This is a genomic window from Micromonospora sp. NBC_01699, assembly GCF_036250065.1.
In the GTDB taxonomy this organism is placed as follows: domain Bacteria; phylum Actinomycetota; class Actinomycetes; order Mycobacteriales; family Micromonosporaceae; genus Micromonospora_G.
Window position 1 is genome coordinate 7,103,579 of the sequence record NZ_CP109199.1, and the last position, 14,438, is coordinate 7,118,016.

Annotated in this window: 10 protein-coding genes; 2 read left to right on the plus strand and 8 right to left on the minus strand. The window is 71.6% G+C overall.

Annotated elements, in window-relative coordinates:
• Positions 1-4: 4 nt before the first annotated feature.
• Positions 5-850 (minus strand): TIGR00730 family Rossman fold protein, encoded by an 846-nt coding sequence (locus tag OG792_RS29180; RefSeq protein WP_329104263.1) that lies wholly within the window; start codon positions 848-850, stop codon positions 5-7.
• Positions 851-1,020: 170 nt separating this feature from the next.
• Here OG792_RS29180 and OG792_RS29185 point away from each other — a divergent pair, with 170 nt between their 5' ends.
• A complete protein-coding gene (locus OG792_RS29185) occupies positions 1,021-1,203 on the plus strand; it encodes a hypothetical protein (RefSeq protein WP_329104265.1) in 183 nt (60 codons plus the stop codon).
• Between the two features lie 46 nt (positions 1,204-1,249).
• Here OG792_RS29185 and dapE read toward each other — a convergent pair whose 3' ends face one another.
• Entirely contained in the window at positions 1,250-2,323 is a 1,074-nt protein-coding gene (gene dapE, locus OG792_RS29190; RefSeq protein ID WP_329104267.1) for a succinyl-diaminopimelate desuccinylase, read from the minus strand.
• Between the two features lie 127 nt (positions 2,324-2,450).
• Here dapE and dapD point away from each other — a divergent pair, with 127 nt between their 5' ends.
• Positions 2,451-3,410 carry a 2,3,4,5-tetrahydropyridine-2,6-dicarboxylate N-succinyltransferase gene (gene dapD / locus OG792_RS29195; RefSeq protein ID WP_329104269.1) on the plus strand — a complete coding sequence of 320 codons (960 nt, stop codon included), beginning with the start codon at positions 2,451-2,453 and terminating at the stop codon, positions 3,408-3,410.
• A gap of 60 nt (positions 3,411-3,470) precedes the next feature.
• Here the strand turns inward: dapD and OG792_RS29200 are convergent, their stop codons facing one another.
• The 6 genes from OG792_RS29200 to OG792_RS29225 all read right to left on the minus strand — a co-directional run bounded on the left by OG792_RS29200 (position 3,471) and on the right by OG792_RS29225 (position 14,424).
• Positions 3,471-6,818, minus strand: coding sequence for a S8 family serine peptidase (locus tag OG792_RS29200; protein WP_329104271.1), 3,348 nt, complete (start codon positions 6,816-6,818; stop codon positions 3,471-3,473).
• A gap of 580 nt (positions 6,819-7,398) precedes the next feature.
• Complete coding sequence (locus OG792_RS29205; RefSeq protein ID WP_329104272.1) at positions 7,399-10,506, minus strand: putative bifunctional diguanylate cyclase/phosphodiesterase; 3,108 nt, start codon at positions 10,504-10,506, stop codon at positions 7,399-7,401.
• A 201-nt stretch (positions 10,507-10,707) separates the two neighbouring features.
• Positions 10,708-11,346 carry a nucleoside/nucleotide kinase family protein gene (locus OG792_RS29210; RefSeq protein WP_329104274.1) on the minus strand — a complete coding sequence of 213 codons (639 nt, stop codon included), beginning with the start codon at positions 11,344-11,346 and terminating at the stop codon, positions 10,708-10,710.
• An 11-nt stretch (positions 11,347-11,357) separates the two neighbouring features.
• Entirely contained in the window at positions 11,358-12,029 is a 672-nt protein-coding gene (locus tag OG792_RS29215) for an SIMPL domain-containing protein (protein ID WP_329104277.1), read from the minus strand.
• A gap of 53 nt (positions 12,030-12,082) precedes the next feature.
• Positions 12,083-13,234, minus strand: coding sequence for an acyl-CoA dehydrogenase family protein (locus OG792_RS29220; RefSeq protein ID WP_329104279.1), 1,152 nt, complete (start codon positions 13,232-13,234; stop codon positions 12,083-12,085).
• A gap of 50 nt (positions 13,235-13,284) precedes the next feature.
• Positions 13,285-14,424, minus strand: a complete 1,140-nt coding sequence (locus OG792_RS29225; protein ID WP_329104280.1) for a serpin family protein — start codon at positions 14,422-14,424, stop codon at positions 13,285-13,287.
• Positions 14,425-14,438 lie beyond the last annotated feature (14 nt).

Sequence of the window (14,438 nt, forward strand, 5' to 3'; positions counted from 1 at the left end):
CGACTCACCCTTCACGAGTGGTGGAAGCGGCCTGCTGGTCGGCCCCCGCCTGGGCGATGGCCGTCTCCTGGAGCGCTTCCTGTTCCGCGGCGAGCGCGGCGTCTGCGTCGATGATATGCCCGACGGCGGTGGTCACATCATCGGTGACCAGTATCAATTCGAGATCGGCCGCACCGATCTTGCCGGTCGCGGCGAGGGTGTCCCGCAGCCAGGCGAGCAGCCCACTCCAGTACGCCTCGCCCATCAGTACGACCGGGAAGCGGGTGACCTTGCCGGTCTGGACCAGGGTCAGCGCCTCGAACAGTTCGTCCATGGTGCCGAACCCGCCGGGCAGTACGACGAACGCCTGGGCGTACTTGACGAACATGGTCTTGCGGGCGAAGAAGTAGCGGAAGTCGATCGCCATGTCGACCCAGTCGTTGATGCCCTGCTCGAACGGCAGTTCGATGCCGAGCCCGACGGAGAGACCACCGGCGTCGGTGGCGCCCCGGTTCGCCGCCTCCATCACGCCGGGGCCACCGCCGGTGATGACCGCGTACCCGGCGCGGGCCAGGGCGGCACCGAGTTCCTCGGCGAGCCGGCACTCGTCGCTGTCGGGCAGGCTGCGGGCCGAGCCGAAGACGCTCACCGCGGGCGGCAGGTCGGCCAGGGTGTCGAAGCCCTCGACGAACTCGGAGAGGATCCGCAGCGCCCGCCAGGCGTCCTTGGTCTTCCAGTCGCCCCGGCTGCGCGAGTCGAGTAGGCGCTGGTCGGCCGTACTGAACGGGATGGCGTCGCGGCGCAGGGTGACCCCGCCGCCGTGCCGTTCCGGCCCCCGGACCCTGCCGGTGCGTCCCTTGCTGTGGCTCATGCGTCCACGGTAGTGGGACGGCCCGGCCGCGTCGGCAACTCACCCCGGCTGTCGGAAAAGTGCGCGCGCCGGGTGCAACCCGGCGGAGTCCGGATGCGTCTTACTATTCACATACCGGGTATGCACGGGGTCCGGCAGCGCCGCCGGACACCTTTGGGGGGAGGCGCACCGTGATCAACAACAACGAGATCATCCGGCTCCGGCGACAGATGCACCAGCGAATCCGTGCCGTGGTGGCCGAACGCCGCGTGGCCCGCCAGCAGGATCCGGCCGACGACACGGGGTTCGACCATTCGACCGTGGCGGCGGAAACACCCGGCGGTGCCGGCGACGGTTCGCTGATCGGCGGTTAGGCCGGCCGGGCCCGGACCGGCCCGGCCAGCCCGCCGATCCGCCCGATCAGGCCGGCGCGAGCCAACGGTGCAGGGTGGCCGCCCCGTCGCGGATCTTCCCGATCTCCACGTGCTCGTCCGGCGCGTGCGCCAGGTTCGGGTCGCCCGGTCCGAAGTTCAGCGCCGGGATGCCGAGCGCGGCGAACCGGGCCACGTCGGTCCAGCCCAGCTTCGCCACCGGCTCCTCACCGACCGCCGTCAGGAACTCCCGGGCCGGCGCCGCGCCCAGACCGGGCAGCGCCCCGGCGGCCACGTCCACCAGATTCAGCTCCAGACCCGCAAACACCTCGCGTACGTGTGCCTCCGCCTCGGCCGGCGACCGGTCCGGCGCGAACCGGTAGTTGACCTCGATCTCGCACCGGTCGGGCACCACGTTCCCGGCGACTCCGCCGTGGATGCCGACCGCGTTCAGCCCCTCCCGGTAGACGCAGCCGTCGATGGTGACCGTCCGCGCCTGATAGGCCGCCAACCGGTCGAGCGCCTCGCCGGCCGCATGGATGGCGTTCACCCCGCGCCAGGATCGGGCCGAGTGGGCCCGCCGGCCGGTGGTCGTCACGACCGCCCGCAGGGTGCCCTGGCAGCCGGCCTCGACCACGCCGTACGTCGGTTCGAGCAGCACCGCGAAGTCGGCCCTGAGCCACTCCGGATGCTCCCGCGCGACCAGGGTCAGCCCGTTGTAGCGGCTGTCGATCTCCTCCGCCTCGTAGAACAGGTACGTCACGTCGTACCGGGGATCGGCCAGGCTCACGGCCAGGTGCAGGGCGTACGCGACGCCGGACTTCATGTCCGAGGTGCCGCAGCCGTAGATCAGATCCCCCTCCCGGGTCGACGGGAAGTTGTTGTTCAACGGCACCGTGTCCAGGTGCCCGGCCAGCACCACCCGCTGCGAACGACCCAGGTCGGTACGGGCCATCACCGTGTTCTGGTGCCGCCGCACGTCCAGGTGGGGTACCGAGCGCAGCACCTCCTCGACGTGGTGCGCGATCTCCTTCTCGTTGAGCGAGACGGACTCGATGTCGACCAGGGCACGGGTCAACGCGACCGGATCGGCCAACACCTCGGGGGTCAGCGGGTTCTCCATGTCCGGCACGGTACCGTCAGGAATGTGCGGGCGCGGACCGAGCGGGCGACCTGTGCCGTCCACGACTCGCGAGCCGCGTTTCACCATTACGGCCGAGCCCGCGTTCCCGAACGAAGAGGATGACCAAGTGACGACCGCGCAGCCCGCCTGGGGTATCGGACTGGCCACCATCACCGCCGACGACCAGGTGCTCGACACCTGGTACCCGACCGGCAAGCTGGGCCTGGGCGCCCTGCCGCTGGTCCCCGGCGAGGAGCAGGCGGACGTACTCGACCTGCCGCCGGGAGCGGTCGGCGAACGGGCACTGCCCGGTCTGCGTACGGTGGTGTTGATCACGGAAATCGGCTCGCTGGCCGACCCGATCAAGGACGCCCCCGACGCGTACCTCCGGTTGCACCTGCTCTCCCACCGCCTGGTGCGGCCCAACGAGCTCAACCTCGACGGCATCTTCGGGCAGTTGGCGAACGTGGCCTGGACCTCGGCCGGGCCGTGCCCGCCGGACCGGGTGGACGAGCTGCGGGTGATCGAACGGGCCGCCGGCCGCCACCTCGCCGTGTACGGGGTGGACAAGTTCCCCCGGATGACCGACTACGTGGTGCCGTCCGGGGTCCGGATCGCCGACGCCGACCGGGTCCGGCTCGGCGCCCACCTGGCGCCCGGCACCACCGTCATGCACGAGGGCTTCTGCAACTTCAACGCCGGCACCCTGGGCACCTCGATGGTGGAGGGCCGGATCGTGGCCGGGGTGGTGGTCGGCGACGGCTCCGACGTCGGTGCCGGTGCCTCGATCATGGGTACGCTCTCCGGCGGCGGCACCGAGAAGGTGCGCATCGGCGAGCGCAGCCTGCTCGGCGCGAACGCCGGGATCGGCATCTCGCTCGGCGACGACTGCGTGGTCGAGGCGGGTTGTTACATCACCGCCGGCTCCAAGATCAGCCTGCCGGACGGGACGGTGGTCAAGGCCCGCGAACTCTCCGGCGTGGCCGGGCTGCTGTTCTGGCGCAACTCGGTGACCGGCGCCCTGGAGGCCCGGCCCCGCACCGGGCACGGCATCGAACTCAACGCCGCCCTGCACGCGAACGACTGACCCCGGACGCGGTACCGCCGGTGCCGACTCGTCCTGAGCCGGCACCGGCGGGTACCCGTGCTACTTCAGCTTGTAGGCGCGGATCACCTGCTGGGTGACGGTGTTACCGGCCGAGTCGGTCGCCTTCGCCCGCAGCGACACGTACTTCGCCCCGGCGGGGTGCCGTACGCCGGCCACCCAACCGGACCTCGTCGACCGGACGTCCGCGTCCCGCCAGGTACGCCCGTCGTCGTACGACACCTCGACGGTCAGCCGCCGCACCTGCGCGCCCGGCGCACCGGGCTGCCGCTGCACGGTCACCGGGATGTCGAACTGCCGACCGGCCGGGGCCGCGTTGGTCACGTCGAGCTTCGGCGCGTACCGGATCGCCATCGCCGGCAGCTTGACGTACTCGTCGCCCGGCACCTCCCCGGAGCGGAACGTCCACGCCACCTCGGTCGAGGTGGCCAGCTCCGCGACGGTCCGGGTCGCCGACACGGCCAACCGGTAGTCGGCCCGGCCGGCCGGCACCTCGAACCCACCGAAGCCCGGATCCGGGGCCTCGCCGACCAGCTCGCCGTTGCGGTAGAGCGCGGTCCGGGCGGTGGTGGTGAGCGAACCGCCACCGTGCCCGGCGGCGTCGCCGTAGACCGGCAGACTGACCCCGATGAAGTTGCCCCACCGCACGAGACCCTCGTCCGGCCAACGCGAATCGGGGAACAACGGCCCGTACGGCGCCTCGTTCCACACCTGCTGGTAGTCCCGCCCGGCCCGGTACGCCGTCGGCGGCGACGCCAACACCGCCTGGGTCAGCGGCCAGCCCTCGTCGTCGGGGACGCTGAACTCCAACGTCGATTCCCAGCGCACACCGGCGTCGGTGCCGAGGTACTCGACCCGCTGCCCCGGTACGTCCACCGGCAGGACGATCGCCCAACCGCCGGTGTTCTCCACGAAGGCTGGGAACAGCACGCGGTACGCGTCCTGCCCGTTCAGGCTGCCCCGGAGGTCGTTGCGCACCGTGGCCAGGTCCCGGTCCCGGTAGTGGCGGACGTACCCGTTCGGGAACCGACCGGGGAAGAGGTCGGCGACCGCGTACAGGTAGGGGCTGGCGGCGAAGTCGTTCTCCGGACCCGGCTCCGCCCACTGGCTGCCGATCTGGGAGCTGAAGCCCGCCGTCGCCGTCCCGCTGCCGATCGGACCGGCGGTGAGCCCCTCGAACGAGTCGGCCAGCAGGGTGGTACCGAAGCTGCCGTCGTCGGTCACCCAGTTGGCCGAGAGGTCGATCAGCGCCGGTGCGGCGGACCGCTTCGGCACCGTCACCTGGACCGGTCGGGCCCGACGGGCGTCGAGCGTGAGAGTCGTGTTCCGGTCGACGGTCAGCTCCGGCTGCACCAGGATGGTGGCGTCGTACTCCTCCTCGGCCCGCTCACGGAAGATGTTGGTGTTGAGCCCGTACCGCCCCTTCGGCAGGCGGGTGGTCAGGGTGCCGTCCTCCTCGTACACGCCGGCGAAGAGGAAGTAGTCGAGCCCGACCAGCAGACTGTTGTACTCCACGGCCGGGTTGCCGGCCTGGTCGATGTGGGTGAGCGTCAGGTCGTAGCTCTCGACCTCCTTGTGCACGCCGACCGGCGTGGTCACCACGGTCGCCCCGGCGGTGGCGGTGAGCCGACCGGACCAGTAGCCGTCCGCGCTGGCCACGCTGGTGTTCGCGGTCACGGTGACCGCCGCCTGGCCGCCGGCCGGCACGGTCACCCGGTCCGCGCTGGTGCGGAACAGGCCGGCCGGTGCCGTAACCCCGTCCGGGCCGCTCGCCTGGAGAGCCAGCTCCAGGGTCAGCTCGGCGGTGCCGGGGTTGTGGTAGGTGACGGTCCGGGTGACCGCCGTGTCGTCCGTGTGCGGCCAGCTGGTGCGACCGAACGAGACACTGGCCGGGTCGGTGGTCACCGGCTGGGTGATGGCGCGGGCCACGTCGACCCGGCCGGCTCCCTGCTGGTACGCGGTGAGCGTCGGGTCGGGCTTGGCCGAGGCCATCAGCGTCGCCTTGAACTGTGCCGCACTCCAGTCCGGGTGCTGCTGGCCGAGCAGTGCGACCGCTCCGACCACGTGCGGGGTTGCCATCGAGGTGCCGGAGGCGCTCACGTAGTGCTCGCCCACCGGCGTGCCGAGTTCGGTGCCGGCGCCCTTGGCGGCGACGATCTCGACACCGGGCGCGGTGATGTCCGGCTTCACGGCGTCGTCACCGACTCGCGGGCCCCGGCTGGAGAAGTCGGCGAGCTTGTCGTCGCGGTCCACCGCGCCGACGGTCAGGGCGGCGTCGGCGCTGCCCGGCGAGCCGACCGAGGCGTCCGTGTAGTCGTTGCCGGCGGCAATGACGAAGAGCGTGCCGGTCTGCGCGGTGAGGGTGTTGACGGCCTCTTCGAGCGGGTCGATCTCGGGTGTGTCGTAGCCGCCGAGGCTGATGTTGACCACGTCCGCCTGCTTGTCGACGGCCGCCCACTGGAGTCCGGCCAGGATCGCCGACTCGGTGCAGCCGTAGAGCTCGCAGACCTTGCCGGAGACCAGGGTGGCGTCGGGCGCGACGCCCCGGTACTTGCCGCCGGAGGCGGCGCCACTACCGGCGATGATCGAGGCGACGTGGGTGCCGTGTCCGACGATGTCGCCGGGCTCGGCCTCCTCGCTGAAGTTCCGCGCCTCGGCGACCCGGCCCACCAGGTCGGGGTGGTTCACGTCGACCCCGGTGTCGAGCACCGCGACGGTGACCCCCCGACCGGTGAAACCGGCCTGGTACGCGGCCGGGGCGCCGATCTGCGCCACGCTGTGGTCGAGGTTCAGCTGCCGCTTGCCGTCCAGCCAGATCTTCTCGATGCCACCGGCGGTGTCGGCGCGGGCGGCGCCGCCCTCACCGGTGGTGACGCCGGCCCAGAAGGCGCCGGCCCCGGCCTTGGTGGCCGCCACCGCGGCACCGCCGATCGCCGGCAGTTCCCGGGTGACCCGGGCGCCGACACCGCGTAGCGTGCCGGCGGCGGAGGCGACGGCCCCGGCACGGTAGGTCACGATCAGCGGCAGGTTGTCCCGCGCGGCGTCGTGGTAGCCGGCCTGCACCAGCCCGGTGACGTTGAACAGGCGCCGGTCGAGTTGTCCCGACCGGATCAGCCGCTGGGCGTCCCGGGGAACCACGTACAGCCCGTCCGGCTCGTGGTTGGCGACGAACTGCATCTGCTCGCGCCCCTTGCCCGGCTGCACCGACCCGGTACGGGCCTCGGGCGACGCGAGCGTGATCCGGTCACCGGTCAACAGGGTCACGGTGACCGGCTTGGCCTGCGCCCGCGCGGTCGGTGCGGCCGGCTGCGGCTTCGCCGCCGTTGGTGCGGCCAGTCCGGCCGAGCCGGTGCCGAGCACCAACCCGATCCCCAGTGCGACCGCGGTCAATCTCCTCGGTACGTGCAACACAAACCTCCCCGTTCGACATCTCATGGATGCCAGGTCCTGCATGGACACGGGTCAGCATTGCATACCGGGTATGCATCTGATACCCCTGAGACTATCTAGAATTCGACCAATCAATCGCTTGTGATCATTCCCGACGCTCCACCCACATTCGACAGGGTCGATCATCTGGCGGGCCAATCGGCGCCGGTCGCCCCCTCGGAAGAGGGACCATGACCTCACCCAAGCATGGACGCTCGCGGGTGACCCCTACCTCGCCGACGATCCAGATTCCGTCACGAACACACAGCGGCCAACACTCCCGCCAAAGCACCTACCACCGGAGCACATCAACACAAGCAGCCCCACAAAAGGGACCGCCCCGACAACTACCGACCAAGCCACTCGACTCGATCCACAACAGCAACACCCACCCCCCTCCCCACACCCCCTCCCCCCAGGCCCCCCTCCCCCGCCGATCTAGGGCGAATGGTGGTGGCTGGAGATCAACAAGCACGTATTTGCCCTAGATCCACGAGCAGGGGGCCCTGGGGGGAGGAGGGAGGGGGCGGGGGGCGGGGGGTTAGGCGCGTTGGGTGGGGGTGGGGGTGGGGGTGCGGGGGTGGGGGGACCAGCGGGTGGCGTCGTCTTCGGCGAGGGGGCGGGAGAAGAGGTAGCCCTGGCCGGAGGCGCAGCCGAGGTTCATCAGCAGTGTGCGTACCTCCTCGGTTTCCACCCCCTCGGCGACGACGTCCAGGCTCAGCGTTCCGGCCAGCCGGACGATGCCCTCCAGCAACAGGAGTTGCCGGCGGGAGGACGCGACGGTGGCGGTGAACGAGCGATCGATCTTGAGTACGTCGGCCGGCACCTGCTGTAGGTAGCTCAGTGAGGAGAACCCGGTGCCGAAGTCGTCGATCGCCACCCGTACGCCGAGGGTCCGCAGCTCGGTCAGCTCCGCCCACACCCGGTCGTCGTCCCGGAGCAGCAGGCTTTCGGTGATCTCCAACATGAGCAGGGTCGGCGGTACGTCGGCCGCCGACAACGCGTCGCGTACCCGGTCGACGAAACCGCCGGCGCGCAGTTGCCGGGCCGAGACGTTGACGCTGACGTACGGCGTGGTGGCCGGCGTACGGTCCTGACCCCAGCGGCCGACGGCGGCGACCGCCTGGCGGAGCACCCAGTCGCCGATCTGCTCGATCAGGCCGGTCTCCTCGGCCAGTGCGATGAACTGGTCCGGCGGGACGATTCCCCGGCCGGGATGGTGCCAGCGGACCAGCGCCTCGAATCCGGTGGCGGCACCGCTGTAGAGGTCGACGATCGGCTGGTACTCGACCACGAAGCTGCGCCGCTCGACCGCCTCCGCCAGCGCCGTACGCAGTTCGAGTCGCTGCACGATCGCGGTGTGCAGCTCCGACTGGTAGCGGCACCAGCGGCCCTTGCCCGCGCCCTTCGCCACGTACAGTGCCAGGTCGCCGTGTTTGAGCAGTTCACCGGCGTCGGTGGCGTCGGCGCTGGTGGCCACGCCGACGCTGACCGACCCGTTGACCGGGATGTCGCCGACGGCGAGCGGCTCGGCGAGCGCCCGGATGATCTCGTCGGCGACCTGCTCGGCCCGCTCCGGGCTCTCCGCGTCCGGCACCAGGACGGCGAACTCGTCGCCGCCGAGCCGGGCCACCAGCCCGGTGGCGCCCACCAGGTCCCGCAGCCGTTGACCGACCGCTATCAGCAGCCCGTCGCCGACGGCGTGTCCGTGCGCGTCGTTGACCGAGCTGAACTCGTCCAGGTCGACGCAGAGCACCCCGACCGTACGGCCGCTGCGCCGGGCGTGGCCGACGGCGGCGTACACCTGGTCCTGGAACGACGCCCGGTTGGCCAGCCCGGTCAGTACGTCGTGCATCGACCGGTGGGTCAGTTCGCGTTCGAGCCGCCGCCGTTCGGTGATGTCCCGCATCGTCACCACGACTCCCCGGACGGTCCGGTCCCGGCGCAGGTCCCGGCAGCTCACCTCCAGGTGGATCCGCTCGCCGTCGGGGCGCCGTACGGTCCAGTCGGCCCACTCCCCCGCCGCCAACCGGCTCGGTTCGAGTAGGTCCACGAGCAGGTCGTGGTCGTCGGGATGCACCACCGAGGTCAGCTCGGCGCAGTCGGTCGGCTCGATGCCGATCACGGTCCGGACCGACGGGCTCGCGTACCGGATCGACCGGTCGTCGTCGACGACGAGGATGACGTCGGTGGCGTTGTGGACCACGCTGCGGAAGTACGCCTCGCTGTCCCGTCGGCTGATCTCCTGACTCAGCCCGATCCGTTCCAGCGCCAGCGCCACCTGCGCGGCCAGCACCTCCAGCGAGTCGCGCAGCCCGGCGAGCACCTCGGAGTCGGCGGCGACCAGCAGGGCGCCGACCCGGGGCAGGCCGGTGGCCCGTTCGTCGAGCACGAGCGGGCAGAGCACGGCGGTCTTGAACTGTCCCAACTGTTCGGCGAGTGCCGGTTGGAGCGCGCCGATCCGCAGCACCCGGGTCCGGCGGGCGGTCGCCGCGCTCGGTGCCGGGTAGTACGCGGACGGTTCGGTGACGGCGGGGCCCCAGATACTCGTCGCCACCGCCGGTACGCCGTCGGCCCGGTTGACGGTGAACACCACCCGGTGTGCGGCGTGTTTCGGCACCAGCCGGGCGACGGCGGCGCGTACGGCCCGGTCGACCTCGCGTGCGGCGGTCGCCGAGACCAGGTCGGCGGCGGCCTTGCGGAGGCTGCGTTCCCGGGCGACGACCAGCCGGTGGGCGTCGGCGGCGTCGGCGAGCCGGCTGAGCACGAGCACGAACATCACCCCGGAGACCACCGCGATCACCGTGCCGTCGCGTACGTCGCCGGTCACGGCCTGCAACAGCAGCACCGCCGGGGCGAGTACGGCGGCCAGGCCGAGCAGCACCAGTCGCAGCCGTCCGACCTCGATCTGCCGTGGCTGCGCCGGTTCGGTGAGCTGCGCCATGTCCGGGTGCAGGGCGGCGGCGCCCCAGCAGGCGGAGAAGGTGAACCAGCCCAGTTCGACCGGCCCACCCGGCTGCCAGCCGTCGCCGAGCAGGGCGATGCCGTAGCCCACGTCGGCGACGAGCAGTCCGGTCGCACCGATCATCAGCAGTACGGCGGCCGGGTTGATCCGGGTGGCGGTCAGCAGCCGGACGGTGGTGGCCAGCACCAGCAGGTCGGCCAGGGCGAATGCGGCCACCGTCGAGCTGCTGAACGTACTCACGCCGGGTTCGGTCAGGTGGGGAGCGAGGGCGAAGATCCATAGCAGGAAGCCGGCGGCGGTGCTGAAGATCAGAAAGTCGAGGAACTGGGAGCGGTCACGGGCGACAATATTCGACCTGGTGAGTCCGAGCAGTCCCGCGCCGATCAAGGGGAACATCAACAGATAGGAAACATCTGCCGCCGAGGCCGGCGCGTCGCTCGGCAAACCGGCGTCCACACTGTAAAGAGCATCGCCGACGGCCAGCAGCGCCATGCCGGCGGAAAGCAGCCACCAGGTGTATCCACGACGCGGGCGGTGCCACCGTACGCCGACCACGACGGCTACCACTCCACCCAGGCCCACCAGCCCGGACAGGACGGTACGCAGCACCGGCACGACGAAGAAACAGCCGACCAGCACGCCCATTACGGCGACGTACCAGGCCAATACCTTCCGTGCTGACACGAGCCTCCTGTCGATGAGGGAGTCAACTCCCCGAACCCGTCGAAACGACGTTGTCCGCCCGGTTTACCAGTCCTCGATCCGCTTCGCTATCGCCCCGCCGGGTAGTGGTTCACGACGATGGGTGCCGGCGTCGGGTACCCGACTCTCCACGAGGATTTTCACCCGGTGGGCACGTGTCACCGACTGATCCGCCCGACCGTGTCATTCCGAGAGTCGTACGACCAGATCGGAACGGAGCGCGGTGGTCTCGATCAGGTCGGCGTTGACCTGGTCGGTGCCCCGCGCCCGAGCGGCCGCCTCGGTCGCCGCGCGACCGAACCCGACGTGCCGTTCGGTGAGCCGGCGCAACCGCTCGCGCGCGTCGAGATCGAGGAACCACACCTCGTCGAGCAACCCGCGCAGCTCACCCCAGGGCGCGGTCGGCACCAGCAGATAGTTGCCCTCGGTGACCACGAGCCGTACCTCCGGCGGCACCCCGATCGCCCCGGCGATCGACTCCTCCAGGTCGCGACGGAACTCCGGCGCGTACACGGTGGTGTCGACGACCGTACGCAACCGGTGCGCCAGGGCCACGAAGCCGGCCCCGTCGAAGGTGTCGATCGCACCCTTGCGGGCGTGCCGGCCGAGGCGGTGCAGTTCGGCCTCGGCGAGGTGGAAGCCGTCCATCGGCACCAGCGCGGCCGTCGGACCGAGCGCGGCCACCAACCGACCGGCCAGGGTGGACTTGCCGGCGCCGGGTGCGCCGGTAATACCGAGCAGCCGCCGGGGACCGGCGACGACGAGGGCGCGGGCCCGCGCCACGAGCTGGTCGAAGGTGTACGGCTGCGCCGGTACCGCCACGGCTCGCCCGCTCAGTCGCGCGGTTGCGCGAGCACCGTCGGCTCGCTGATGGTGAACCGCGCCTCGACGCTGGCCTGGATGCTCTGCATCTGCGGATCGAGGTCGAGTTCGGGGACGCCGTCCATCGCGCCCTTGGCCCGGAAGTTCTGCGTCGAGCCGACCATCATCATCGGCCGGGGCTGGTCGGAGCTCGCGTCGGCGAGCTGGACCAGGGCGGTCACCCGGGCACCGAGCGCATCGGCGTACTCCCGGGCCCGGTCAACGGCCTCGCCGATCGCGGCCCGGCGCGCCTCCCGGTAGACCGGGCTGCCCGGCCGCAGTTCCCACCACGGCCCGGCGACCTGCGTCTGGTCCCGGTCGGCCAGCCGCAGCATCAGTTCGCCGAGCACCGTGAAGTCGGTGACGGTCACCGTCGTGCTCACGCTGCCGTGGTACGCCACCACCCGCTCACCGGAGCGTTTGACCTCGGGGTACACCTGCAACTGACCGCTCTCCCGGCGCTCGATCGCGGCCCCGTACGAGTCGATCAGGGCGCGTACGCCCTCGGCCCGTTCGGCGAGCCGGGTCAGGGTGGCCTGCCGGTCCTTGTCCCGCGCGGTCGCGGTCACCTGGAAGCGCGCCAGTTCCGGCGGCACCTCACGAAACGCCTCGCCGCGTACCGCCACCACCGGACCATCGACCATGGCCCCAACCCTAGGCGCCGCCGCTCGATCGGGCGAGCGATCGGCCCGGCGGATCACAGCCGTACGGTGGGGACCGGTTGGTCGAGCAGCACCCCGCCGACCGTCTCGAACAGGTCGGGGCCGACCATGGCGTGCTGGGTCGCCACGTGCACGTCCCGGAAGCAGCGTTGCAGCGGGCTCGCCAGCCGGACCGAGGCTCCGCCACCGGCGTGGTAGACCAGATCGACGGCCTGGGCCGCGCTCCTGGTCGCCTGGGCGACGGCCAGTCGCAGCCGGGCCCGCCGGCCCACCGACACCGCCTCGCCGGCCGACACCAGCCGCCAGCACTCGGCGATCTCGCCGACCAGGTACGCCCGCCCGCCGCCGAGAATCGCCTCCGCCTCGGCCAGCACTGTCCGGCTCATCGGCTTTGCGGCCAGCGGCTGCCCGGTCAACGGGTCGCGCTTGTCCCCCGCCAACCGGGCGAACTCGTCGAGTGCGGCGCGGGCGATGCCGAGCGCCACCGCGCCGATGCCGAACGCGAGCAGCCCGAACACCGGGAACCGGTAGAGCGGCCGGTCGAGCCGCGCCGGCCCGAAGATCGAGAACGCGTACGCCTCCGGCACGAAGAGGTCCACCGCCTCGATGTCGTGGCTGCCGGTGCCGGCCAGCCCGACGACGTCCCAGTTGTCGTGCACGGTCACCTCGGCGGCGGGCATGATCACGTGCCGTACCTGCGGCATTCCGCCCGGTCCGGGGACCGGTCCCGCCTCGTTGACCACCACGCAGCCGCCGACCAGGTGGGTGGAGTGCCGGCTGCCGCTGGCGAACGACCAGCGGCCGCGTACGCGGTATCCGCCGGGCACGATGGTGGCCCGGCCGGAGGGGGCGGCGACCCCGGCGATCAGGAACCGTGGGTCGGCGAGCAGTTCCGCCGCCGTGGGCTCGTCCAGGTAGCCGAGGGTGATTCCGGTGGCGGCGGCGATCATCGTGCACCAGCCGACCGAGCCGTCGGCCCGGCCCAGTTCCTCGAAGATCTCGAACATGGCGAGCGGGTCGGTCTCGCCGCCGCCGATCCCCTGCGGCGCGGCGAGCCGGAACAGGCCCAGCCCGACCAGCTCGGAGACCAGCTCCTCCGGCAGCGCCCGGTCGTGTTCGATCTGCGGCGCGAGCGCCCGGATCCGAGTGGAGAGAGCACGAACCTCGTCGATCAGTACCGGCGACATGACAGCCAGCATAGGTGCGGGTCTCCCCCCGGACGAGGCCGGCGCCGACGTCAGCTCTCGGAGCTGCTGGCGGTGTCCGGGTACGGCTCGGGGTCGGTCACCCAGCCGGCGACGAGCACCAGTCCGGTGGGCCGGTGTACGGCGAGGAAGCCGAACGGGCGGTCGAAGTCGACGCGTACGAGTTGTTTCCGCTTCGTCGTCACCGGCCTGGCGGAACCGGCCATCATGGACATCGCGGTGACCGCGGCGGCCTTGAACCCGGTGGCGCCGAACGTGGCCGTCGCGCTCTGCCGCGCCTGCGACACGAACAGCGGCACCGGGCTGATTCCGGGAAAGTGTCCGTCGCTCGCGTCCATGGCGCTGCGCAGCCCGAACAGCGTGGCGTGTGCCGACAGGTCGTGGTCACCGCTGACGGTGAAGCCGACGGTCGAGACGACCAGCTCGGGTCGGTCGTCCGCCGCCGCCACGATCTCCGTCCGGACACCGGGCCCGGCCTCGATCGCCAGCGCCGAGCGTCCGGCGAGTGCGCCGATCGCGGCGGGCAGCACCTCCGGGGCGGGACGTGCCGGCTCGCCGAGGACGAGCACCACGTCGACGTCGTCGCGTCCGACGACGGTCAGCAGGGTCACCGGTCCGGCCGGGGTTCGGGCGACCCGGAGCACGCTCAGATCGCGTGTCCTGCGGTGCAGGCCGACCAGGTCCCGCCCCCGCCACGGGCCCGCCTGTGGTCTGCGCGAGTCCTCCTCGAACCGTTCGACCCAGTCGGTCAGCACCAGCAGTGCGCTGGCCAGCAGCATGACCGTGTCGGCGTCCACGGCGACCGGCATGGCCGGGATCAGACCCCCGGTCCGCTCCGCCGCCCACCGGTCGAGCACCGGCTGGTCCACCTCGGAATCACCGGTGAGCTCCCCGCGCAGCGACTCCGGTACGGCGCGCAGCCACTGTTCGGTCAACGGCAGCTCCGCCCTCGACCAGAAGCCCAGGGCGAGGCGGGTGGTCGGCGAGTTGTCGAGGCCGAAGTCGGCGGGGCTGGCGGCGACGGCGAGCAGTTCCGTACGGGCGGGACCGGCCGCGTACGGGGCCAGCAGTGCCAGCAGCGGGTAGACACCGGCGCCGGAGAGCACCGTCTGCCGCCCGTCGAGCAGGGACGTCCATCGGGCGGTCAGGGTGTTGGCGGCTCGGACACTCACAGCGGGTCTCCCGA